The organism is Sphingobium sp. D43FB (genome assembly GCF_002312805.1).
GTDB lineage: Bacteria > Pseudomonadota > Alphaproteobacteria > Sphingomonadales > Sphingomonadaceae > Sphingobium.
Window position 1 is genome coordinate 18678 of the sequence record NZ_NMUA01000029.1, and the last position, 21688, is coordinate 40365.

At 57.1% G+C, this 21688-nt stretch carries 16 protein-coding genes; 9 read left to right on the forward strand and 7 right to left on the reverse strand.

All coding sequences use genetic code 11. The annotated features are described in order from the left end of the window. Positions 1-14: 14 nt before the first annotated feature. From bcsA to SxD43FB_RS19115, 5 genes are all read right to left on the reverse strand, one after another. Positions 15-4376: a UDP-forming cellulose synthase catalytic subunit gene (bcsA, locus tag SxD43FB_RS19095; protein WP_096063545.1), complete on the reverse strand. Its 4362-nt coding sequence runs from the start codon at positions 4374-4376 to the stop codon at positions 15-17. After that, entirely contained in the window at positions 4373-5089 is a 717-nt protein-coding gene (locus SxD43FB_RS19100; RefSeq protein WP_096063546.1) for a cellulose synthase operon protein YhjQ/BcsQ, read from the reverse strand. Before SxD43FB_RS19100 ends, bcsA begins: the two co-directional genes overlap by 4 nt. Further along, positions 5089-5439, reverse strand: a complete 351-nt coding sequence (locus tag SxD43FB_RS19105) for a hypothetical protein (protein ID WP_096063570.1) — start codon at positions 5437-5439, stop codon at positions 5089-5091. Before SxD43FB_RS19105 ends, SxD43FB_RS19100 begins: the two co-directional genes overlap by 1 nt. A 402-nt stretch (positions 5440-5841) precedes the next feature. Next, on the reverse strand, positions 5842-6444 hold the full coding sequence (locus SxD43FB_RS19110) for a response regulator (protein WP_096063547.1): 603 nt from the start codon (positions 6442-6444) through the stop codon (positions 5842-5844). Then, entirely contained in the window at positions 6437-8032 is a 1596-nt protein-coding gene (locus SxD43FB_RS19115) for a HAMP domain-containing sensor histidine kinase (RefSeq protein ID WP_096063548.1), read from the reverse strand. The genes SxD43FB_RS19110 and SxD43FB_RS19115 overlap by 8 nt, the downstream gene beginning before the upstream one ends. A gap of 197 nt (positions 8033-8229) precedes the next feature. Between SxD43FB_RS19115 and SxD43FB_RS19120 the strand changes: the two genes are divergently transcribed. Further along, entirely contained in the window at positions 8230-9318 is a 1089-nt protein-coding gene (locus tag SxD43FB_RS19120) for a flagellin (protein ID WP_096063549.1), read from the forward strand. A 39-nt stretch (positions 9319-9357) separates the two neighbouring features. Then, positions 9358-9963, forward strand: a complete 606-nt coding sequence (locus SxD43FB_RS19125; RefSeq protein WP_096063550.1) for a PilZ domain-containing protein — start codon at positions 9358-9360, stop codon at positions 9961-9963. Between the two features lie 44 nt (positions 9964-10007). Here SxD43FB_RS19125 and SxD43FB_RS19130 read toward each other — a convergent pair whose 3' ends face one another. After that, positions 10008-11420, reverse strand: coding sequence for a GGDEF domain-containing protein (locus SxD43FB_RS19130; protein WP_176482845.1), 1413 nt, complete (start codon positions 11418-11420; stop codon positions 10008-10010). 1494 nt (positions 11421-12914) lie between these two features. Here SxD43FB_RS19130 and SxD43FB_RS19140 point away from each other — a divergent pair. The 6 genes from SxD43FB_RS19140 to SxD43FB_RS19165 all read left to right on the forward strand — a co-directional run bounded on the left by SxD43FB_RS19140 (position 12915) and on the right by SxD43FB_RS19165 (position 20055). Then, the gene (locus SxD43FB_RS19140; RefSeq protein WP_096063553.1) at positions 12915-13805 is read left to right on the forward strand and encodes a UTP--glucose-1-phosphate uridylyltransferase; all 891 of its coding nucleotides are present in this window, start codon (positions 12915-12917) and stop codon (positions 13803-13805) included. Positions 13806-14485: 680 nt separating this feature from the next. Beyond that, on the forward strand, positions 14486-15289 hold the full coding sequence (locus SxD43FB_RS19145; protein ID WP_096063554.1) for a metallophosphoesterase: 804 nt from the start codon (positions 14486-14488) through the stop codon (positions 15287-15289). A 388-nt stretch (positions 15290-15677) separates the two neighbouring features. After that, entirely contained in the window at positions 15678-17021 is a 1344-nt protein-coding gene (locus SxD43FB_RS26305) for a sugar transferase (protein WP_096063555.1), read from the forward strand. 349 nt (positions 17022-17370) lie between these two features. Next, the gene (locus tag SxD43FB_RS19155; protein ID WP_096063556.1) at positions 17371-17799 is read left to right on the forward strand and encodes a hypothetical protein; all 429 of its coding nucleotides are present in this window, start codon (positions 17371-17373) and stop codon (positions 17797-17799) included. Further along, positions 17789-18088, forward strand: coding sequence for a hypothetical protein (locus tag SxD43FB_RS19160; RefSeq protein WP_096063557.1), 300 nt, complete (start codon positions 17789-17791; stop codon positions 18086-18088). The genes SxD43FB_RS19155 and SxD43FB_RS19160 overlap by 11 nt, the downstream gene beginning before the upstream one ends. Before the next feature lie 44 nt (positions 18089-18132). Beyond that, entirely contained in the window at positions 18133-20055 is a 1923-nt protein-coding gene (locus SxD43FB_RS19165; protein WP_096063558.1) for an HAD-IIIC family phosphatase, read from the forward strand. On the opposite strand, the gene SxD43FB_RS19170 is transcribed toward SxD43FB_RS19165, so the two are convergent. Further along, positions 20000-20920 carry a cell wall hydrolase gene (locus SxD43FB_RS19170; RefSeq protein ID WP_255245811.1) on the reverse strand — a complete coding sequence of 307 codons (921 nt, stop codon included), beginning with the start codon at positions 20918-20920 and terminating at the stop codon, positions 20000-20002. The genes SxD43FB_RS19165 and SxD43FB_RS19170 overlap by 56 nt on opposite strands. A 332-nt stretch (positions 20921-21252) precedes the next feature. Between SxD43FB_RS19170 and SxD43FB_RS19175 the strand changes: the two genes are divergently transcribed. Next, positions 21253-21606 (forward strand): Rap1a/Tai family immunity protein, encoded by a 354-nt coding sequence (locus SxD43FB_RS19175; RefSeq protein WP_096063560.1) that lies wholly within the window; start codon positions 21253-21255, stop codon positions 21604-21606. The last annotated feature ends 82 nt before the right edge of the window (positions 21607-21688 follow it).

The window sequence follows — 21688 nt, forward strand, 5'->3', positions numbered from 1 at the left end:
AATTTTGCCCTTGGTCATTCCGCGTCACCTTCGCCCAAGCGCCGTTTTGCCTGGCGACTGAAATAGAGATAGGCAGGCCCGGCCAGCAGGACCGCAATGAGCAGCCCGGCCATGGCCATCAACAGCGGCCGCTGGCTGAACCAATAGGCAATCTTCATCCAGAACGGCATGGAGCCGACCCAATAGCCAGAGCCAACGGCAAAGCTGTTCATGCCATCGCCGCTGGCAACGGATAGGTCACCCTGGATCTGGGCATTGATCTTGGGCTCGGCCATCCCCCCCACCAGTTGCGGCAAGGCGCGCGGATCATCCGCGAGCAGCGCAACGACGCTGCGTCCCTTTTCGAAAGGCGACTCAAATCCGACAATGCCCTGGAAGCCGTTGGCGGCGTACAGCGCCTGTTCGACATCGTCCTGGCTTGCGCGGCTATAGGGGGACATCATGCCAAAGACGCGATCAACAGGCGTGCGTTCCTTTACCTGCAACTGGCCGTTTTGAAAATGAACGGGCGCGTCGCCGAACAACTGGGCCGATGTCGCAACGCTGCTGGCACCGATCACCAAGATGTCCTTGCCGCTCAGCCGCGAAGGATCGATCGTGCTGGTTACTGTGACCCCGGTGGTGGGCGCGCCGGTCGAATCGCCAAAGCGCCCCATCAACGTCAAAAATGCTTCAATCGCGCCCGGCGTTGCCCTTTGCCCCACAAGCACGGTCGTTTCCGTCAGGTCAGGACGTATGGTGAACGGATAGCCTGCACCGGCAAAGGTTGCGAGGTCCGGCATTTGCAGGGCATGATAGGCGTGGGTCAGATCTATCATACTGGTGGGTTCGATGCTGACCCGAACATTGTCCGGCAAAGTGCCTTCACACCGCTTCTTGTCGGCGATGATCAGATTATAATCGAAGGTCAGCTCATTCTGGCCGAACAAATTGTAGCGGGGGAGCACAACGGAGGCTCTGCCGTCCTGCGACGATGCCCCCCTGCTGCCAAACAACTGGTACCACCAGCCCGCGCCTGACAAGGGCAGCGTGCGAAGATACTGATTGTTGATCGACACATCGAGCCGCGATGCCCGCTTGTCGAGCCAGGGCGCTGAAGGGTAGCGATAGTGCAGGTTGAGCGTGCCACCGCTCCGCGGCCAGAAGAAGAGGTCGGGCGCGACGCGAAAGCGGGCACTGAGCGGGCCAGGCGGAAGCCCCATGCCCTGAAGGGCGTAGGCGTCCATCATTTCGCCAAGGCGGACGGGCCGATCCGTTTGCAGCCAGCGGGGCGCAGCATAGCGGGCATAGGTGGGAATGCGCACACCATCAAAGGCCATGCGCGATCCGCCCAACACGCCTCGCCCTGCTGCGATCGCCCCTGCGGCAAGCTTGAGTTCCTGATCGCTGCGCCCCATGACGACGAGCAATTCGCCAAAGCCATCGCGGGGATTGCGAACGACGCTGACCGACGGACCGGTCACGGCCATCGTCAGACCCGCAAGCGGCCTGCCCGCCTTGAGGAACACAATGGCATTGCCCTGCGGGATCTGATTGTAGAGCGGCTTGAACGAAAAGCCGCGATAGCTCGCCAGACTACCGAACCAGGACGCCATGCTTGCCGCCGCCTCCAATTCGCCGTTGCCTGGTTGACCCGCGAACACGAAAGGCAGGCGTAGCGGCCGGTTATCATTCTTGTCGAAGAAAGGCCCCGGCAGACGCGCGAGATCGGGACCAAGCGGCAGGGTCTGGACGGTCATGTCGAACCAGGACCGCACATTGCTGATGTTTGCCCATAGAGAGCTGTGGAAAGGATCTTCGCAATCGCGCGCATAATGGCCGATCAGACGAAGGTTCAACCTGTTGTCGCCCGGCAGGAACAGCGCCGGATTAACAGGAATGACAAGATTTTGACCGGCAGCCTCCGTTGGGCGCAGGGCAATGGTCTGCACCACCTCGCCATTGAGCAGCACGACCAATTGGCTGAGGTCACCCAGCAACGCTGGCGACCAGGCGAAATTGAGAGTGAGATTGGCCTGGGTCACAACGTCGTTGCGCCGGACCCCGAAGGGAATACCAATTTCACCGCGCGTACCGGCCAGACGAATGGGTGATTTGACCTGCAGGTCGCGGAAGGTCAGCCGCTCGCGTCGTGCGCCTGCGCCCTGAGCCAACGCCGCAGTGGTGGCGACGGGAGACTGGGCTTGAGCGCGTTCTGAGAAGCCGGCCGGTAAAAGCGCCAGCATGACGGCGACCGCCGCTATGGCCTGCTTGCCCTTGGAGGGCGCTGGCACCTGTGCCTGACGGAGCGCTCGACGCTCGCTGCGGTTGAGTCGGAACAAGCGTTTGAGCGTTGTGTAATCCACCACGATAATGTCCCAAAGTGAGCGTAAACCCGATACCGGCGCACGCGGCGCTGCGGGTTGCCAGGCGTCGGCGCGGCCAAGGACGGCGCGAACCAGTTGGCGCGAAAGCGTCATGTCGAGCGGCTGGAAGCGCAGATAGGCCTGCCCGCCTACGATCCTGATGGTCTCAACCGGAATAGTCAGCTTCTCATCACCCATGGGCAAGGACACATGGGTTATCGTGCGGCCAGCCAGCGCGAAATCTGACGGGACCAAAATCCCGGCCCCACCCATGGAAATGTCTGTGGTGCAGGCATCGATAACATAGCCGTCCTGCATATAGATCGTGACCGGAAGCTGTGCACCGATGCGAATATGCTCGCGCGACTGCCTGGTTTCGCGCGCGACGGACACCGCTGCCAAGAGAATGATGACGCTGAACAGCGCCCATGCTGCGTTCAGCAACAACGTATCGGTCTGAATGTTGAACAGATGCGAAAAGAATATTCGCTTCACCACGGCGAGCGCGACACCGAACAGGATCAATCCAATGCAGATCAGGTGTGGCTTGACCGTCCCAAGATCGAAATAGGTGCGGTCAAGCAAGCTGCCTTTATCGGTGACGTTGAACTTGCCTTTGCGCGGCTGAAATAGCGTCAGGACGGTTGGTGATACGAGATGGAAAGCAAGGATCGTCTCATAGATCTCACCCCACAGCGGTCGGCGGTCGCCGCCCTGGGCTCGCGTACCTGATACCATCGAGCAATAGAGATGTGGCAAAGCATAAGCGAAGATCAGCGAAGCCGAAGCATGAATGATGTTCTGGCCAAAGATCAGATAGGCCAGTGGTGATGTCAGGAACACGATCCGGGGCAGTGGAAACTGAAAGTGCAGCATCGCATTGAGATAGCAAAGCCGCTGCTGCCAGTTCAGCCCGCGTCCCAACAAGGGATTGTCGATCCGCAGAATCTGCGTCATCCCGCGCGCCCAGCGAATGCGCTGGCCGATATGCAAAACGAGCCGCTCGGTCGCGAGCCCGGCCGAAAGACGGGCACCAATATAGGCGGTGTTCCAGCCCATCCGCTGCAACTTGAGCGCGGTATGGGCGTCTTCGGTAACGGTCTCGCCCGCAAAACCGTTGGTCTGCGCCAATGCCTCCCGACGAATGACCGCGCAGGAGCCGCAGAAGAAGGTCGCGTTCCACAGGTCGTTGCCGGCCTGCACCGCGCCGTAAAACAGGTCACCTTCACCAGGCAGGTCGCGCACCGTGCCAAGATTACGCTGGGCTGGATCGGGAGAGTAGAAATGGTGCGGGGTCTGGAGCATCGCCAGCTTGGCGTCCTGCTGGAACCAGCCCACCGTCATCTGAAGAAAGGCGCGGGTCGGCACATGGTCGCAGTCGAAAATGGCGATCAGGCTGCCTTCGGTCTTCTTCATCGCGGCGTTCAGATTGCCGGCCTTGGCATGAAGATTGTCGGCGCGCGTGAGATAGCCGCAGCCTGCCTGCCGCGCAAAGGCGCGAAATTCCGGTCGACGTCCGTCGTCGAGGATGAACACCCGAAACCTGTCTGCCGGATAATCCATGTCCATCGCTGCGAACACAGTGTTGCTGACGATCTCCAGGCTTTCATTATAGGTCGGGATATACACATCGACGATTGGCCACTGCTCAGGCTCGCCCTGAATTTCCACCACCGGGCGATCGAGCGGCCAGCCGGTCTGGAGAAACCCCAAAATGAGAATGACCCAGGCATAAAGTTCGGCCAGATAGAGGCCGCTACCCAGCAGGAATTCGGGAACCGAGCCGAATTCCAGCGTCTGGGTTGTACGCCAGAACATATAACGGGATGAAACCAGAACCGACAATATCGCCAGGGTCAGGTTGGCCTTGCGCGTGTTCTTGCGCCCGATGATGATGGCACCCATTATGGTGATGCCAGCGCAAATCCATTGTGGCCCAAGGTCAAGCGGCACACCCACAAAGAGAATGCTCAAAAGGGTCACGCCCAGGATGAAGGCCCATTTTGTGAGGCCAGACCCAAGCGCCCTCACGGCTGATCCCCATCGGCCTGAGCCAAGCCACAACGCGCTTCGACGGCCAATGCCAACGTCTTCAAATCGACAAGGGCTGCGCTCGCCGGAGCGAATTTGGCGGTCGGCTCGAACATAGCCGCCGCCTCGTTGACGCCTTCATCGCGCCGTACGGTACCAATGAGTTTGTCTCCAAACAGCTCTCGAATGAAGACATGGCTGTGGCGCGAGAGGCGATGGGTATCGTCAAGCTGGTTCAGAACGAAGACAGTGCGCGGCAACTCGATCGTCGGCGTTCCTGGCTGTACCTTGGTGAGGGCAGCGAGCGAACCGGGACGTGGCAGCAAGGTGCAGATGTGCAACATCGCGTGGGGCAGCAAAAGCTCTTTCGTTTCGCGATCGCCAGCAGCAACGTCGGCGATGAACAGTTTGTCGCTCTCAAAGGGCGAGTGTCCGGGCCGAGCCAATAGCTCGCGAAAATGGGGATCCCTGCTCAGGCTATGGGCACTGAGCAACTCCACGCCGGAAACGACCATCGATTGGCTGGTCGCCTGCCCCATTTCCATCAACGGCTGTGTTGGCAGCAGTCCGAAGAAAAGCTTGAGGGCATCCTGATAGGTAAAATCAACGGCTGTGACATCATGCCCCTGCCCGGCTAGGGCGATGGCGAGCTGGGCCGCTATGAAGCTGGTGCCCACGCCGCCCTTTGGCGAATGGCATAGGATCAATGCCATCAGTCTTGCCGATCTGCTGTGTTGGCCGAAAGACCGGCCAGAAAATTGCGTACATCGACAGACGGACGCTGATCGCGGCCGTCTTGTGCTGGTGCATAAGCACCAAATATACCTGCTGTTCCTGTACCTGGTGGCGACGGCGTTGCAGCGCGCTGTCGCGCATCTGTGATGATGTTGCTGTCGTCGCGCGTATCGAGTGGCGAAAGCCGCCTGCCCACCACGCGTTCATCCTTCAACAACGCCTCGAAAATAGGCCATAATTCCATGTCGGCAAAGGAATCGCTAAACTCTCTATAACGAAAGTCCGTGCGCCCCAGCCGGGCCAGGAGAGTTTCAGCATCCGATCGCATAAACATATCCCCATGTTCCGCAGCGGCAAAGATAGGGTTCAATGGTTAACGAGATATTTAAAAAAGCAGGGATGCCGATGAGATCGATTAAGTGAGATCAAAAGACGATGACGCCTGGACCGGCCCTCGTGCTGAAATTCAAAACTATAGATTGGCGCAACACCAAAATCATGCAACATAGACATGTCTCATCTATGCTCGCCCGATCAGATTATCTACAGGTCGAGGGAGATTGGTGGGCATCGATTGCGTTGAATTCGCCGTTATGTCTTGGTCGCGCGGCCTGCTGTGCGAAGGAGCAGGCGACATCACGCGTTGCACCAAGGCGCAACTGCAGTCTGAATGACAGATCCTGCAGCTCGTTATCGCGCGATCTCTTGCGCCCGCGCGCTGTCCCTGTCCCTATGCGCCTTGAGTAGCTCTGAACAAGGCGATGAGCGCTGCGGGACTGGCAGTCCCGGTTTTCATAATGATCGCCGCCCGATGATCCTCAATCGTTTTAGGGCTAAGGCCCAGCGTGGAGGCAACCAACTTGTTACTCATTCCCTCGCCTAAGCAGGCAAAGACTTCGCGCTCACGCGGTGTCAGCATGCCGATACGCCCGAGCGCGTCGCGTCGTTTCAAGCTCCAGCCCACCCCCTCGGCTACAGCTGCAGCCAGGCGCACTTCGTCAAGTGGCTTCTCAAGATAGTCCAGGCCGCCATAGAGCCGAACGGCATCAACCGCGTTCGCCGTTGATGGCCAAGCCGTCATGAAGATGATGGCGATTGCTGGATCCTGCGCGCGGACCTGTTCAGCAAAGGCAAATCCGTCCAGCTCTGCCATCATGATGTCTGTCACCAAGCAGTGGGCCTGTTCGACGCGCTGATGGTTCATCATATCAACCGGATTATCAAACGCGGTAGCTCTGTGGCCAAGACGGGTCAGCAGGCGGGCGACAGCCCGTCCCAGATCATGATCATCGTCCACAACATGGACTATAGTGACAGGGCCCGGCTCAGCCATGAGACATCATTTCGAACGGCAGCTGTACCGTATGCCGCACCTTGTCGCTGTCCTTTTCGCGTACCAAGTCGCCACCGTGGGCATTGGCTATCGCCCTGGCAACCATCAGACCAATGCCCATGCCGCCAGGGTCTCGACCCGGCTGGACGAGCCTGTTTTCCACCGCAATGGCGACCGCGTCCTTGGCACATGTCACGCAAATGCTGATACTCGTTCCAGGAGAGGCTGCGATGGCATTGCGCAACAGATTAATCAGTATCTGCATGAGTTCGATTTCGTGTCCCATCACGACAAGCTGGCTGTCCACTGGTTCCAGCCTGATCTGACACTGTTTGTCCAGCGCTTCGCGTTCGAGAATGGTGACGCAGTCGCGCAGAAGCTGCGCCACCGAAATGGTCGACGGCTCATCAACGCTTCTCCCGCCAAAGCTTCGCAAGCGGCGGACCATATCTGCAATCAATGCCGTCTTGCGATCAATCAGTTCGATACTTTGGGCCATGTCGGCGCGGTCCCAGTCACCGTCATCGGCCAGCTTCGACAAATGTCGCGTCTCGATCGCCAGGGTTGATAAGGGTTGACTGATTTCATGAATGATGGCCACCGACATGGCACGCAGGGTCTTGAGGCGCTCAGCCTGGAACAACATGCGATCGCGCCGTCCGATATCCTGTCGTGCTGTGAGTTGCGCTTCGGCAAAGCTACCGGCGAGATAGGCTGCTATGGCCATAGCCGCGAGGGTCATATGGAGTGCCAGCCTGGTGGAAACAGATTGCTCGGCAGCGGACCAGGGAAGGATGATGGCAGCAGACAGGATGATGGCCGCCCAGGCGCCATGACGTCCACATCTGATCCCGGCCCATATTGCGGCGATCAGCACGGGCATGACAGCGATCTGCGGCTGGACCGGTGCCAGCGCCGCCGCCAGCAGCCATCCAGCGAGAAAAACGACAGCGGCCTCGACCGCGCGTGTCCCGCTCAATATTCCCAGCCCCCAACGATCTGAGGGGGCGAACAGCCATAGCAGCGCTGGCGCCAGTAGCAGGACGCCCAGAAGATCACCGATCAGGAAGGCAGCGATCATTGTTGCAAAAGGTTGCGTGGAAAGGTCGGTCGATAAGCCTGGCCATATCCATTCCCACAGGCCGGCCACGAATGCGGCTAAGGTCGGCGAAAGCACCGTAGCCAGGCCAAAGGGCATTGGGGCGATCGCCAGTTCCGACCGGCCTTTGGTTTCAATGAAGCGGACCAGGGCCACCATCGCTCCGTAGGCCAGAGGGGCGCGAGCGACGCCGCCCAGATGGTTCAGAAATTCAGGATGATGAAGTTCCACCGTGCCTGTCGCGACCTGGACAAGACATTCCTCGATCATGATCAGGGGCGTAAATCGTGCACCCACACGCCACAACAGCGCAAATCGGACGCCGGCTGCGGGAAACCAGAGACTGAAGAAATGCGCGCCGCCCCACGGGCTCGCCGCCATATGCGCGGCTTTGAACGCGAGCGGATAGATTATAAGCATCAACCAGGTCTCGGCGCGAACATGGCTGACCCGTTCGATAAGATGCTGATGAATGGCCCATATCTGCATTGGGCAGCTTCTATCGCCTGGGGCTACACAGCCAAGCCGGAATTTTCCCTGGCCTATCCATCCAGTCCGGGATTTGCCCGGATAGGCGTGGCACCGCTCCGGCGGCATCACGCTCTGATCGGACCCCAACAGGCTCCGATGTCCGGGCGGCGCTATGCGACCCGTGCCGCCCGGATTATAGCCAAGGAGACAAGTCGATGACCGTCATTGGGACGAACAGCGCCGCCTTGCGCGCGCAGCGCGCCATAGAGTCCGCCAACACCGCTCTGGGGCAGGCGAGCGAGCGTCTTTCGACGGGCAAGCGTATCAATTCTGCCAAGGATGATGCTGCAGGTCTTGCCATTGTGACCGGCATGACCAGCCAGATCAGGGGAATGGAGGTAGGTCAGCGCAATGCGTTGGACGGCATTTCGCTGGCTCAGACGGCTGAATCCACGCTCGCACAGGTCGAAGCAAGCTTGCAAAGGCTGCGGGAACTCGCGCTCTTGGGGGCCAACGGCACCAATAATGCCAATGATCGCGCCGCACTTCAGGCCGAATTTGTACAAACGGTCGCCCAGATCGATGAGGTGTTGGAAACGGCCCAATTTAACGGGACCAAGCTTTTTTCAGATACCTCCAATGGCATTTTGGCCATCGATCATAATCGCGATGGCGATCTGCGCGATACGGCGGTCTACCATGTGGGTCAGGATGAGACGGTCCACCGTGCAGGTGGCAAGGCAATCAAGATACAAACCGGGGCAAATGCGACTGACGCCGTGATGCTCGCACTGCCGACGCTCCGGAGCAGCGAAGATCAATTCACGCTGCTCGGCACTGAAACGGCCGTCGGTGGCACGATGCGTTTTGTCACAATCGCCAATATCGATCTTACGCTTGATGCCGATGTCGATGTTGCCCGGACCTGCGACTATGATAGTGGTGGGGTTCACGCCTGGGGTGATCCGTCAGGCTATGTGCAATACACCGATTCCGACTATAAGAGCTATGCCGATATCGGCGTCACGGCCGCCCATGGGCTTGATGTGATCGATGCGGCGATCGAGCAGATTTCCAACGGTCGCGTCGCACTTGGTGCCATGCAGCGGCGCCTTGAATCTGTTTCCGCGCATATGCAAAATGGGATGATCAATCTAACCGAGGCACGATCCCGCATTGAGGATGCGGATTTTTCAGCCGAGACAACCAATCTCGCCAAGAACCAGATCCTTTCCCAGGCATCGACCGCCATGCTCGCGCAGGCCAATGCCAGTCAAAGTGACGTGCTCAAGCTCATCGAATGAGGATGGTAGCGATAGACGCTGGTGAGGAATGATGAAGCTATGATGATCAATAGCGGCCTGTCGCTGCTCCACATTGGCAGCGTTCAAAATGATCATGCGCAAGCTCTATGCATCGTGCGCAAATTGTCGACCAGTCATGTCATGATTGCGACCCGCCTTTTGCTTGAGCCAGGCATGATCGTTCGCATAGGTTTGCGAGGAAATTATCTTCTACCCGGTCAGGTGGGGGACATTGCCGGCCCTCTCATTCCTGTCTTGTTTGATCGTCCCGTCAATCCGTCGGATGTGGTCGAAGCGGGCAAACGCGCCCATGGCGGACAGGAATCGGTTCGATTGCAATTGGAAAGACCCGTGCAGATTGTCGGCCCCCGCGCGACCCATTTGTGCCTGAGTGTCGATATATCGCTTGGTGGGATGAAAATCCGCGGTGTTGCGCCATGGCTTCATATCGGGGATCTGCTGCTCGTCGAGTTGCAGGGACTAGGTCGCCGGGAAGCCCGACTGGCCTGGATCAAAGGCAATGAGGCCGGCCTTCATTTCCGTCATACCCTGGGATATGATGACCTTGATCAATGGCTTCAAAATGGCCAGACGCATGTCGGGATAGCAGCTACGACCAGGCCACAGGCCTTGCCGAATGGATAGGACGCGTAAATCGCTGAGCATCTCCAACTCGATATTCGGAAACATCAGGCCCTTGCCAGTCTTGGCCCTATAGCCCAATCCCGTCGCGATATATCCTGTTCGAGCCACTCGATACGATTGCGACCGTTGCGTTTTGCGTCATAAAGAGCCGTGTCGAGATCACGGATAAGGGTCGCCATATCCTGGTGCACGCAATTTAGATAACAGGCGCCAATACTGACGGTTGCCCGGATTGCGGCACCTTCCCATATGAGGGTCTGCGCCGCGAACGCTTCACGTAGCCTATTGGCTATCTCCTGGGCGTCATCGGCGCTCGACACCTGCGCTACCAAAGCGAATTCTTCCCCTCCCAATCGTCCTACAAAATCATTCGCCCTACAACAGGAACGTGCCGTAGCGGCGAAGGCCTGCAAGACCGCATCGCCTGCCGGATGGCCATGGCGGTCATTGATCGACTTGAAGAAATCGATGTCGATCCAAAGAATGAGAAGGCTCGAACCCTGTCGCAGGGGAACGGCCAGTTGCGTGTCCAGCCGTTGTTCGAATGCCCGGCGGTTAAGAAGCCCTGTCAGACCATCATGATCTGCCGCTTTGCGCAATTCTCCCAACAAATCGTCGCGAACGGCCATTGCGCTACTGATGGTCAACGGCACCATGACCAAAAAGGCGACGGCTATACGGACCGAGACGACCATATAAGGGATCGCCATGTTCTGACCCATGTCTATCACGCCAAGACCAAGCATCATAAGAAATGCAGTACCAACGAACATGGACAACAGAGCTGTCACCGGAAGAGAATAGACAAGAGCGCAAAGCAGCAAGCCTGGCAGCGGGAAAATTATGCTGCCTGGACCATCAAATATTGTCGCCGCAGCACAAGAAACTATGAGGAAAACTGCCGTGCCGAGCTTGCCGATGCTGTTGATCGAATTGCTCTGCGATATGCGTCGTGCGATGTCCTTCCACCCTACGGTCAGCATGGCGGGAAGCATGATCAGATAGTTGACAAGTTCGCTCGCCGGCCAGGTCATGAGTGCCTGGCTCATTGACCCATGAAACTGGACCCTGACGAGCAACGCGCCACAGATCGCGGCGGCGAAACAGGCCGGGATCAGGCATGCGAGGATTCGGATCACGGAATGAACCCGCCTTAACGCCAGATCCCGTGAGTCAAGGCGGCGCAGCAATATCGTGGCCGTGAAGGCCCCAACGACATTGGTAGCAGCGAAGAAAGCGGCCAAAGACAATGTGCGCCCGAAAACGAGATCGGCCGCCATATAGCCAAGCAAGGCACCCAGCCATGCCGGTGCGTTGTGCAAAGAGCGGTCGCGCAGCAACAAGCCAACCAGAATGGCATTGGCTGGCCAGAAAGACACCGAGAAGGCATGACGCGACGACAAGCCAACGAGGCTTGCAACAAACACCGCCGCGCTGATGCCAAGGGCGCCGCGCAACCACTGATTCTCGCCAATATATCGATTGACGGACGACTCTGCTGGCGTACCGCGCAATATAGTGGGGGAGACGGCGGAGCAGGGCATTCCCTGTCGGTAGGTGAAGATAGTAAATATCGCGTAACCTACGGTCAGATAAACCCGGGAACAGCGCGCTTAACGCTCTTTCCAGATCAGCGCATAGGTGAACCGGTTGCGGGCGCTTTCGAAATAATTCTGTAATTGCAGCCACTGCATGCCGCAAATTTCGCGCTCAAAATACAATGCCGCATGGCGACAAAAGCGATTTGGTATGCAGACTGGATAGCGAAAGAGACTATAAAGCCATCCGACCAGCAGCCTGGTAGCTATCATGATCTGCTTTGCACAGCGTATGATACATCAGACAAAGAAAGAGAAATGATCAATGATGAGCGAATAAAAATAGACATAGATAAGTGAATGAATTTATAGCTTAAGCCAAATGGCTATCCGCCATAAATACCAAAATCTATGCTAACCTGGCCATCAGCCAATACATATAAGTACGACCGTCAGAGCCCATATAATCATTGCTAGCGGAATGCCAAAAATCATTCCTCTCAAAGGCGTATCCACGCGACCTCTCCTTTTCTTGACTATTCCAATACAGCAATTTTAACGTGACGTAAACGAAACATGTTCGAGCAAGAATACATATTGACGACGTGCATTTCATCCATGTCCAGCTCGCACAAATCTCCATTCCAACAGCCGCTCTACCTTTTATATATATGTAATTGGGCTACAATCAGTCCGCCGACATCACCAAGACCCCGTATCCCATCCGGCATTGTTCCGTTCCACTTCCAGCGGTCGACCTGTTGCTGAAACGCACATGTCGAATTTGGGTTTCCCTGCGCAGAGGCGCGCGCCTGATTTTCCTCGCCACATGCCTTGTGTGCGGCGCTGATGGGAGGCGGACCATCAAGCGATTGCGGCTCACATGCCCACCGCTGAGTTTGCTGCCGTGCGCTTCAGACTCCTGAACGTCATGGCCCCGTCATCGAGACCGTATCTTAAATCCGCATCGCATCGCTACAGCCTGCCATGATGCCGATATCTTCTGCGCAATCGCGACTTGCGCACAGGCTTGCCCCGACAAAGCCTGTGCGGCGGTGCCGCAGAAGTCCCGAACCGGGGCGTCCAGCCCAACAAGCCTCTCAGAAAGCCGCGGCGAACAAAAGGGGCCATGATCCGCCCCCCCCCCGCTGCACACGCCGCTGCGGCCAAGCTCGGCGAAGACCGACAAAATGGCGTCAAGACAGGTCCAGACTAGCAATCTGTAGACACAGTCCAGAGACTATCTTGAACTCATCCACTTGTTTGAATTCAAACGCTGTCGTTATCAGACTAAAGCCACGCACAAATGTCATTTTCATGACCATATATATCCGAAAAAAAAATCGCATTTTGTGTTGACGTTGCGATGCAGGGCAAGCAAGGAATTGGCCATAACTAAGCAAGTGGGGGCATATCTTGGTTAATCCTATTCGTAAGGCGATTTTCCCTGTAGCTGGCCTTGGTACGCGCTTCCTGCCAGCGACCAAAGCTGTGCCTAAAGAACTGCTACCAGTGGTTGATCGCCCTCTTATTCAATATGCGGTCGACGAAGCACGCGAAGCCGGCATCGAACAGATGATTTTCGTCACTGGCCGGGGAAAGGGGGCGATCGAAGACTATTTCGATATCGCGTTCGAAACCGAAGCAACGCAGCGCGAGCGCGGTAAGGATCTCTCTGCCCTGGAAGGCACACGGCTGATGCCTGGCAATGCTGTGTTCCTGCGGCAGCAGGAGCCGCTGGGCCTTGGCCATGCGATCTGGTGCGCGCGGGAGTTGATCGGCAATGAACCCTTTGCCGTTTTGCTACCAGACGAATTCATGAAAGGTGCCCCAGGCCAGGGCTGCATGCAGCAGATGGTCGATGCCTATGCTCAGGTAGGTGGCAATCTTGTCTGCGCGCTGGAGGTGCCGATGGAAGATACGCCAAGCTATGGCGTGATTGATCCTGGCATATGCGACGGGAAATTGACGCAGGTCCTTGGCCTGGTAGAGAAGCCTGCCCTTGGCACGGCACCATCCAACCTCATTTTGCCAGGGCGCTATATTTTGCAGCCCGAGATAATGGCGATACTGGAAAAGCAGGATAAGGGCGCTGGCGGTGAAATCCAGCTAACCGATGCCATGGCGTCGCTCATCGGTCGACAGGCCTTTCATGGCGTCACTTTTGACGGACGACGGTTCGATTGCGGCTCAAAGGCCGGTTATGTCGAAGCCAATTTCGCCCTCGCAATTGCGCGCGAAGACATAGGTGATCATATCCGTGAATTTGCCAGCGCAGAACTGGCAAAGATACGCCATCCATAGAAATCATCACATCCCTGGTATCGCGAGACCCTATCTGCAAGGATGGCCTGATCGGCATGTGCGGGTTAGAATTTCAGATTTCACGGTCCGATGATGGCGGGCATCCCCTTCCCTTGCGGTGACATATATTCCGATATCACCGCAATAATAGTAACGCCTCTTCAACGCCCTTGCTGGCAAAACAACTTTCCATAGACATTTTGCGGGCTAAGGCGTGCATGGCAGATGGAACCATCATTAAAATAGATGCTCGATCCGCGACAGTTTGGAGCAATAGCCACTATCTTTGCTCTATCAATCATCATGCCACCAAGCGGAAATAGCTCAGACCGCCGGCACTCTTTTGAAGTGTTCGAGATCATATATTGACCTATCCATAAGGGTAAGAAAAAATACCTGCCCGAGTGATCGATCAATGTCAACAAACGAGAATCATTCGATATTTTACATCTGGACAACAACCAAGGCCTCGATTGCACGCCGTTCATGGGTTCCGATCGTCAATTCATGACGCGTGGCGATGTTTGCAACGCCGGCTTTGGACCATCGGATTTTTCACCCTCCTGGCTTTCAACGGCCGCAAAAGGCATAACATTGAAATGCTTTAAATTTATGATTGGAACATTGGATTGCGAGCTATAGTCGAGCCACTGCGCTGATAGTGATTTTCAGGTAATTTGATGTTTCCGGTCAATATTTTTCACGCCTTGCGGCGTAGCAACCGCCAGGGCAAACAACGACCAGGCTTGGCGCGAGCAGCGGTGTCGCCTGCGGGCCAAACAATCTATGCTGTTGGGGACATTCATGGTCGATTGGACCTGCTTGACGCACTGATCGCTCAGTTGCAGGTTGATAGGGAGTCCATCCGGCAGTTCCCCCCGCTGATCATTTTTCTTGGCGATCTGATCGATCGCGGCCCTCAATCCGCGCAGGTCCTGGATCGATTGATAGGGCTTCAGGACCAAGCATCAACCAGGTTCATCCAGGGCAATCATGAAGAAGTTCTTTTACGACTTCTGGACGGTGACCCGGAAGCAGCGCGCCAATTTGCAAGGTTCGGCGGTCGCGCGACGGCGCTCAGCTATGGCATTGCCCCGTTGGAATATGATGCTTGTACCTTCGATGATTTGCCGGCCCTGATGAACAGGTACGTGCCTGCCTCCCACCGCATCTTTCTTGGCCAAATGGAAGAAATGATCATCATCGGCGATTATGCCTTTGTTCATGCAGGCATCGATCCCGCCCGCGCGCTCGCAGAACAGCTGTTGCCCCGAACGCGCTGGATACGTGCGCAATTTACCAGCCATCCCGGACCATTTGAGAAAATGATCGTCCACGGGCACTCCATCAGCGTAGACGCCGAATTGCTCGATCACCGTATCGGCCTCGACACCGGCGCTTACAGATCAGGCCTCCTGTCAGCCATTGGTTTGAGCGGACATGACCGTTGGCTGGTTCAGGTTCGATCAGCCCAACAATTGTGAGGTTGCCAATATTATGAGGCCCCACAATGAAAGACTTGCGCCCGACGCCAACAGGATCTTCCCCGCAGCGCTGCTGGCCTGAAAGCTTGGCACCAGCACGGCCAACCGCATGGCACCGTCCGTTTCCCTCAAACACATAATTTGACCTTCTACCGTGTCAGCCCAGCTGTAACAGCGATGTCTGAATCTTGTGTTAGCATCTTGCAAATAGCAGCGAATGCCGGGCACAAGCGTGACTGCCATAGAAATTTGGAAGCTGTTGCAACGATAATGAAACGCTTTATCGTCTTGCAAACATGTCTTTTCACTTGCTATCGCAGTGCAGCATAGCCATTATCATAGCATCGGGTCGCACTGATAGAATTCAATATGTTCAGGCGTATCTTCAATGAATATCATGAACGCGATCAGGGGTGATTCAATCACGAGCCCGGCTTTTAAGGCAAAGGGTGCCAGAGCTCATATTCGTGCGCGCTTGGTCCTCTATGTCGTAGCGTGCGATCTTGTTGCGATCTTCGCAGGGTCAGCGCTCGCAGGCGTCATTCGGTTCGGAACGGGCTGGATAGCCCCTGCCCTGTCCTTTGCCCTGGTGCTTGGGCTTCTCCATTTTCTGGTGGGATGCATCCTTCACGCTTTTTCCGGTCCCGCGCTGATAGAGCGCATGACCGCGGCAAAGCTGGCGACGGGCAGCCTTTTGTCTGCTCTTGCGATATTTTTCATGATTCTCTTTGCGACTCAGCAGAGCGAAGATGCTTCGCGGATCCAGATCGGGTTTGGCGCGCTTTTCGCCGTATTGCTTGTGATCGTTGGTCGGCTTGCAATGGTCAAAGTCGCGCGCAAAGCGCTTGGCGGCACGCTCTACGCAACCGTATTCATTGATGATCTGCCAGACGGTATTCGCATTGGAGGCGAAGCGCGAACACGTGCCAGATCCTTGCGTTGGAATATATGGACTGATGACCCCGGTGGTTATCATGAACTTGCCCAAATGATCGGCACCGCCGATCGTGCGGTCGTGCGATGTCCCGCTGATCGCAGGGTACGGTGGTCCCATATCCTCCAAGGCATGAATGTCCATGCAGAGATCGTGGCAAGCGAATTGACGGGATCGTCGATCTTAGGCGTGGGGCGCTGCGGCGACGATATCACTTTTGTGGTTGCCAGCGGTCCGCTCGGCCTATCGGATCGGATGATCAAGCGCATATTTGACATTTGCTTTGCCGGAGGCGCCTTGCTCATCCTGTTGCCGCTTCTGATTCTCATAGCCATTGCGATCAAAATCGATAGCCGAGGTCCTGTATTTTTTCGGCAGCCGCGAATCGGTCGCCAAAATAGCCTGTTCCAGATCATGAAGTTCCGATCGATGCGCGACGAGCGCAGCGATATGAAGGGTTTGCGCTCGACCGCTCGCGATGACGACAGGATTACGCGCGTTGGCCGCTTCATCCGGGCGACGAGCATTGATGAGCTTCCCCAGCTGCTCAATGTGATTAAGGGCGACATGAGCATCGTCGGGCCGCGCGTCCCCACGCCGTCCACTCCACCGCTCAGAACAAGCTCTTCTGGGAAGTCGATCCGACTTACTGGCATCGCCATGCCTGCAAGCCTGGCATTACCGGCCTTGCTCAGGTTCGCGGCCATCGCGGAGCCACGGAACGTGAGCAAGATCTGCGCGACAGGCTCGCAGCGGATCTGGAATATCTCAATGACTGGTCGATCTGGCTCGACATAGCGATATTGTTCAGGACATTGGGCGTTGTTGTCCATCGCAATGCCTTTTAGAGGCTAGGGGTGCGCCGCGCTCAAGCACGGATTTTGGAGGGGCGTAAAATTGTCAGACCGCCCGACCGTGCTTCATGCCGCTAGTCATGCGCGCATCATGCCTCACGCTTTTTTCCAGGTCGGCCTGTACCATGGACACGCTTGCCCATAGCATATCAGGCGACGGGGCATGAAGGTTCGATGGCACATAGGCCGATGAGCAACGCGTGCCTTTCATACACCTGCGCGATATCTCCAGCAAAAGCCTGGCTTTTCTCTATGCGGTTGCCGAGATGGTGATAATTTGACATGAGTTCGCCATGATCCCTCGCGACATCAACAATCCCGCCCAATCCCGATGGTCGAGCAGGACCAGCCGTGTTATCGACGCTGTATGTTTTGCTGTATTGCTGTTGGTATTGGGTACCGTCATTTATGGACTGTTCCTGCGCGCACATTATGAACATAGTTATTATGGTGCCGCGATTCTCGCGATCATCGGTGCTTTGGTGATGTTGATAGGCCTCGCGCAACAAGCGATCGCGGCGCGCGACGCGGCCACATGGCGGGACATGGCACAATGGCAGTTGCGGGCGGCCCGCACGCGCGTTGAAACGCGCATGGGACGGGCCGATGACAAGATACAGACGCTCGATCCGCATTCTGCGGTCTATTATGAGCATCTGATCGAAGCCTTGAGTGCCGATATGCAAATGCCGGTCTCGGAGACACTGCGCGATGGCCGGTAATCCGCAGGTTGAACTTGGAGAAACGATTCCGCGCTTTTTCACGCACTGGATCGCCTCCTGCTTCGGTCATTTTTTGATGGTGCTCTTGCCGCTCGTGGCCGAATGGCCGCATCCGCCAACTGATCCAAGCTTCCCGCGATGGTGGTCGGTGTTGCTTTTCGCCGGTGCCACCTCGCTTGTGTCTGCTATCATCAATGCCAACCTTCCCGTAACGGCGAGGGAACTTGTCAAGAGCGTAGCCCTTGGCTTTGCGCTCAATGCAACCAGCGTCATCCTCAAAATTGCATGACATGAGCGGTCTATCAGGCCCAGGCGCTGTTAAGGGATGTTGCCATGTCCAATGATCTCTACCTTCAGTTGCAATGGCTCCCTAAGCCACCTGAGGACTGGCGAATGCGCCTCAAGCAGCTGACGGACGCCCCCAATCAGGCCGAGGAAGTTCGCTATCTGGCGTCCCATGCCCTTTCGGCAAGCCAGCTTGAGCATCTTGCCCGGAGGCTGGGCCGCACAGGTGCATCGGAGCGCGAAAGCCTGGGGCTGACTCCATTTCGCTTAGGGATCGTCAGCAACGGCAATCTTGACCTCCTCGTGCCGCAGTTGGTCGCCAGTGCCGTGCGGCACGGCATATGGCTCGACTGTGTGGTCGGGCCCTATGGCCAAATTCATCAACAAGCGCTCGATCCGGCAGGCATTATCAACAGTGCGCAATGCCAGGCCGTGTTACTGGCGATCGATTATCGCGATCTTGTTCCCGAGGGGCAAACGGATGATCCCCCAGCAGCGTTGCGCATAGCCCAACAAAAGCTGTCTGCCATTCGAACGGCCTTTCTCGAGAACGCAGGCGCGCCCTCTATCGTCCAGACGCTCGTCCCTCCGCCCGAAAGCCTTTTTGGTAATTTCGACCGACGCTTGTCCGGGACACGGCGTGCACAGATTGCGGCCTTCAACCAGGACCTATTGGGCACCATGGCGCAAACGCCCGACTATCTGCTCGACGTGGCGGCCATGGCAGAACAGGTGGGCACGGCTAGCTGGTACGCGCCCGATGAATGGCATATGGCAAAGCTGTCCGTCTCCCTGCGGGCCAGCCCCTATTATGCCGATCAACTAGGTCGCTTGCTCGGCGCGATCCTGGGCAAATCGCGTCGCTGCCTCGTGCTTGACCTGGATAATACGATCTGGGGCGGCATCGTTGGCGATGATGGTATTGGGGGTCTGCGTCTTGGGCAGGGCGATCCTGTCGGCGAAGCCTTTGTTGCGGTACAACAGCTAGCGCGAGATCTTCACGGCCGCGGCGTTGCGCTGGCCATATCGTCAAAAAATGACGACACCCTGGCAAGGACGGTTTTTCGCGAACATCCCGATATGGTCTTGCGTGAAGACCATATTGCAGTCTTTCAGGCAAACTGGTCGGACAAGGCGAGCAATTTGGCTGCAATTGCCGGCAGTCTGTCGCTTGATCTTTCATCGCTCGTCTTTCTCGACGATAATCCGGCCGAACGCGCGCTCATACGCCAGCGACTGCCGGTCGTCGCTGTGCCGGAGCTGCCAAGCGACCCTGCATTGTTCGCCAGAACCTTGGCCGCGGCTGGCTATTTCGAGGCCATCGCATTTTCTCAAGAAGATGTGGCCCGCACCGGCTTTTATGCAAGCAATGCCCAACGGGCTGTGCTTGCGGGAAAGGCGGCGAACCTCGACGATTATCTGGGCTCGCTCGCCATGGAGATCCGCTTTGCGCCGTTTGATGCCATGGGACAGGAGCGGATTGCCCAGCTCATCGCCAAATCCAACCAGTTCAATCTGACCACGAAGCGGTATAGCGGACTTGAGGTGGGAAGGCTTGCCGTCGATCCGACGGTCCGGACAATACAGGTGCGACTTCAGGATTGTTTCGGTGACAATGGCATGGTCAGCATCGTCATATTACGGTGCGCAACGTCCGACCGGTGGGTGATAGACAGTTGGCTGATGAGTTGCCGGGTGCTGGGCCGCGGGGTCGAAAAAATGGTATTGGCAGAGATCGTGCGGATCGCGCGGGCGGAAGGCGCAAGCGAGATTGTGGGTGTCTATCGACCAACGAGCCGTAATGTCCTGGTACGAGATCATTATGAAGGGCTTGGCTTTTCGTCCCTGGGTGAGGATGAAGAGGGCAATTCGCGCTGGATACGCTCTACCGCGCCGGTGCTCGACCTTCCGCCAATCAAGGTTGCACAATCGGTGGAACAGGTAGAGCCTGCTTCGTTGGCGGCGCAATGACCGATCGTGTGGGAACCTGCGTTGTTGATGGTCGACTGGCCCTACCGGCAATCACCCAGCGCTCACCTGTCGGCGCTGCGCGGGGCGCGGTTGTCGCCTGACCAGCATTTGCGGCTACGCCGCTGCCTTGCTGTTCTATGGAATCAGGCTCGTCAGGAAGATTGGCGAGCACGGCACGTGGCCGGGGTTCCGCTACGCCCGATGCCCCCGCCTTGTCCACCGCATCGTCTGCCTCTCCAAGGCTTTGCCACACAGGCAAAGGCTCGATTCCTGAATATGCGGCCTTGAAAGCGGCTTGTTCGCCCCAGGCTCCTGCCCAGCGGTAAAAGATATGAGCGCCAACAGTATCGATTTTGACCAGCTTTGCTGCCCAATAAGGTACGACATAATCGGCGTGATAATGCGTCGCCCAGCCGACCGCAGGATAGACATAGCCGCCAAGTGCGGCCGCTGCGATCGATCGCGATCGTGCCCAGCCACCAGCCATCGGCTTTCGCGACAGCGACCCATCGCACGCAAAAGTGAACTGGCAGCCCGTCTCTCGCTGCGCGCCTTGATAAACGACACCGCAAATCGAGTTGGGATAGGCTGGATGGCGCACGCGGTTGAGAACGACTTGCGCCACGGCGCGTTGACCTTCGACGGGCTCATTACCCGCCTCATAATAGATGGCGGCGGTCAGGCAATCGAGCGAGCGCGTGAGCGTTGTGCCGTTGGCAAGATCAGCGAGAAATGCGCGCGCAGGCGAGATTACGCCATCGATCTGAGGCACCGTTTCGTTCCACTTCTGCGCATCCTGCCGGGTCAGCGTTCGCAGGGCAGCGGGCGCAAAGGGCGCGGCCACCAGAGGCGGCACCTCTTCCACATATCCATCTCTGATAGGAACGGTCAGCCCTTCAGAGTCCGCTCCCAGCCACCAAAATGATAGCAGCGCTCCTACTAGGCCAACAAGGAGCAAGCCTGTAGCGAACCTGCCCCGGAAGGTGTTCAGAAAGGAGCTGCGTCTCGGCGGAGATGTAAGCCATGCCAGCGCGGCACTATCCGGGGTGATGGCCCTTTGACCAGTGATCCCATCTTGTTCTTCCACGCAATTTGCATAAGGACAATCACCATAAGACGCAACCTATGACCGCCTACCGGCCGTTGACGTGTTCGCCTCGCAGGACAGTGCGAGACCCCATCAAGAGGATCCACCCCATGCCATCCCCGCTTCTTCTTCTTGCCTTGGCTGCCAGTCAGCCAACCGGTGCGATAGGCTATCTCAACGCCGGGGAATTGCTGGAGCGCTGTACCGCGACGTCAGCGCCCGACCTCTCCTACTGCTTTGCCTATGTCACGGGCGTTCATGATTCGGTCAAAGCCTATGAGGCGTGGCTTGCGATGCAGGAATATTGCCTACCACTTGCAACGCCCCAAGGCGATCTGCGCCGTGCTTTCATCGAATATATGGCTGGCCATCCCGGCGACCGTGCGGGCGAAGCAGCCTCTGTGGTCATCGTCGCTCTCAAGGAACGCTATGATTGCGAACCCGATGCAGTCCCCGAGCCATAAGGTCAGACGTCTGCCAGGGTTGTGACTGCAAGGAACTCACGCGCCTCACCCAAAAATCAGACCGATGTCCCATTCAAGGCAG

Bases quoted from the DNA above. Each gene is read 5' to 3' on its own strand.
- SxD43FB_RS19110 (WP_096063547.1), bottom strand. From the start codon at position 6,444: ATGGCTGAGCCGGGCCCTGTCACTATAGTCCATGTTGTGGACGATGAT.
- SxD43FB_RS19120 (WP_096063549.1), top strand. From the start codon at position 8,230: ATGACCGTCATTGGGACGAACAGCGCCGCCTTGCGCGCGCAGCGCGCC.
- SxD43FB_RS19165 (WP_096063558.1), top strand. From the start codon at position 18,133: ATGTCCAATGATCTCTACCTTCAGTTGCAATGGCTCCCTAAGCCACCT.
- SxD43FB_RS19175 (WP_096063560.1), top strand. From the start codon at position 21,253: ATGCCATCCCCGCTTCTTCTTCTTGCCTTGGCTGCCAGTCAGCCAACC.
- SxD43FB_RS19105 (WP_096063570.1), bottom strand. From the start codon at position 5,439: ATGCGATCGGATGCTGAAACTCTCCTGGCCCGGCTGGGGCGCACGGAC.
- SxD43FB_RS26305 (WP_096063555.1), top strand. From the start codon at position 15,678: ATGAATATCATGAACGCGATCAGGGGTGATTCAATCACGAGCCCGGCT.
- SxD43FB_RS19155 (WP_096063556.1), top strand. From the start codon at position 17,371: ATGATCCCTCGCGACATCAACAATCCCGCCCAATCCCGATGGTCGAGC.
- SxD43FB_RS19115 (WP_096063548.1), bottom strand. From the start codon at position 8,032: ATGCAGATATGGGCCATTCATCAGCATCTTATCGAACGGGTCAGCCAT.
- SxD43FB_RS19125 (WP_096063550.1), top strand. From the start codon at position 9,358: ATGATGATCAATAGCGGCCTGTCGCTGCTCCACATTGGCAGCGTTCAA.
- SxD43FB_RS19100 (WP_096063546.1), bottom strand. From the start codon at position 5,089: ATGGCATTGATCCTATGCCATTCGCCAAAGGGCGGCGTGGGCACCAGC.
- SxD43FB_RS19160 (WP_096063557.1), top strand. From the start codon at position 17,789: ATGGCCGGTAATCCGCAGGTTGAACTTGGAGAAACGATTCCGCGCTTT.
- SxD43FB_RS19145 (WP_096063554.1), top strand. From the start codon at position 14,486: ATGTTTCCGGTCAATATTTTTCACGCCTTGCGGCGTAGCAACCGCCAG.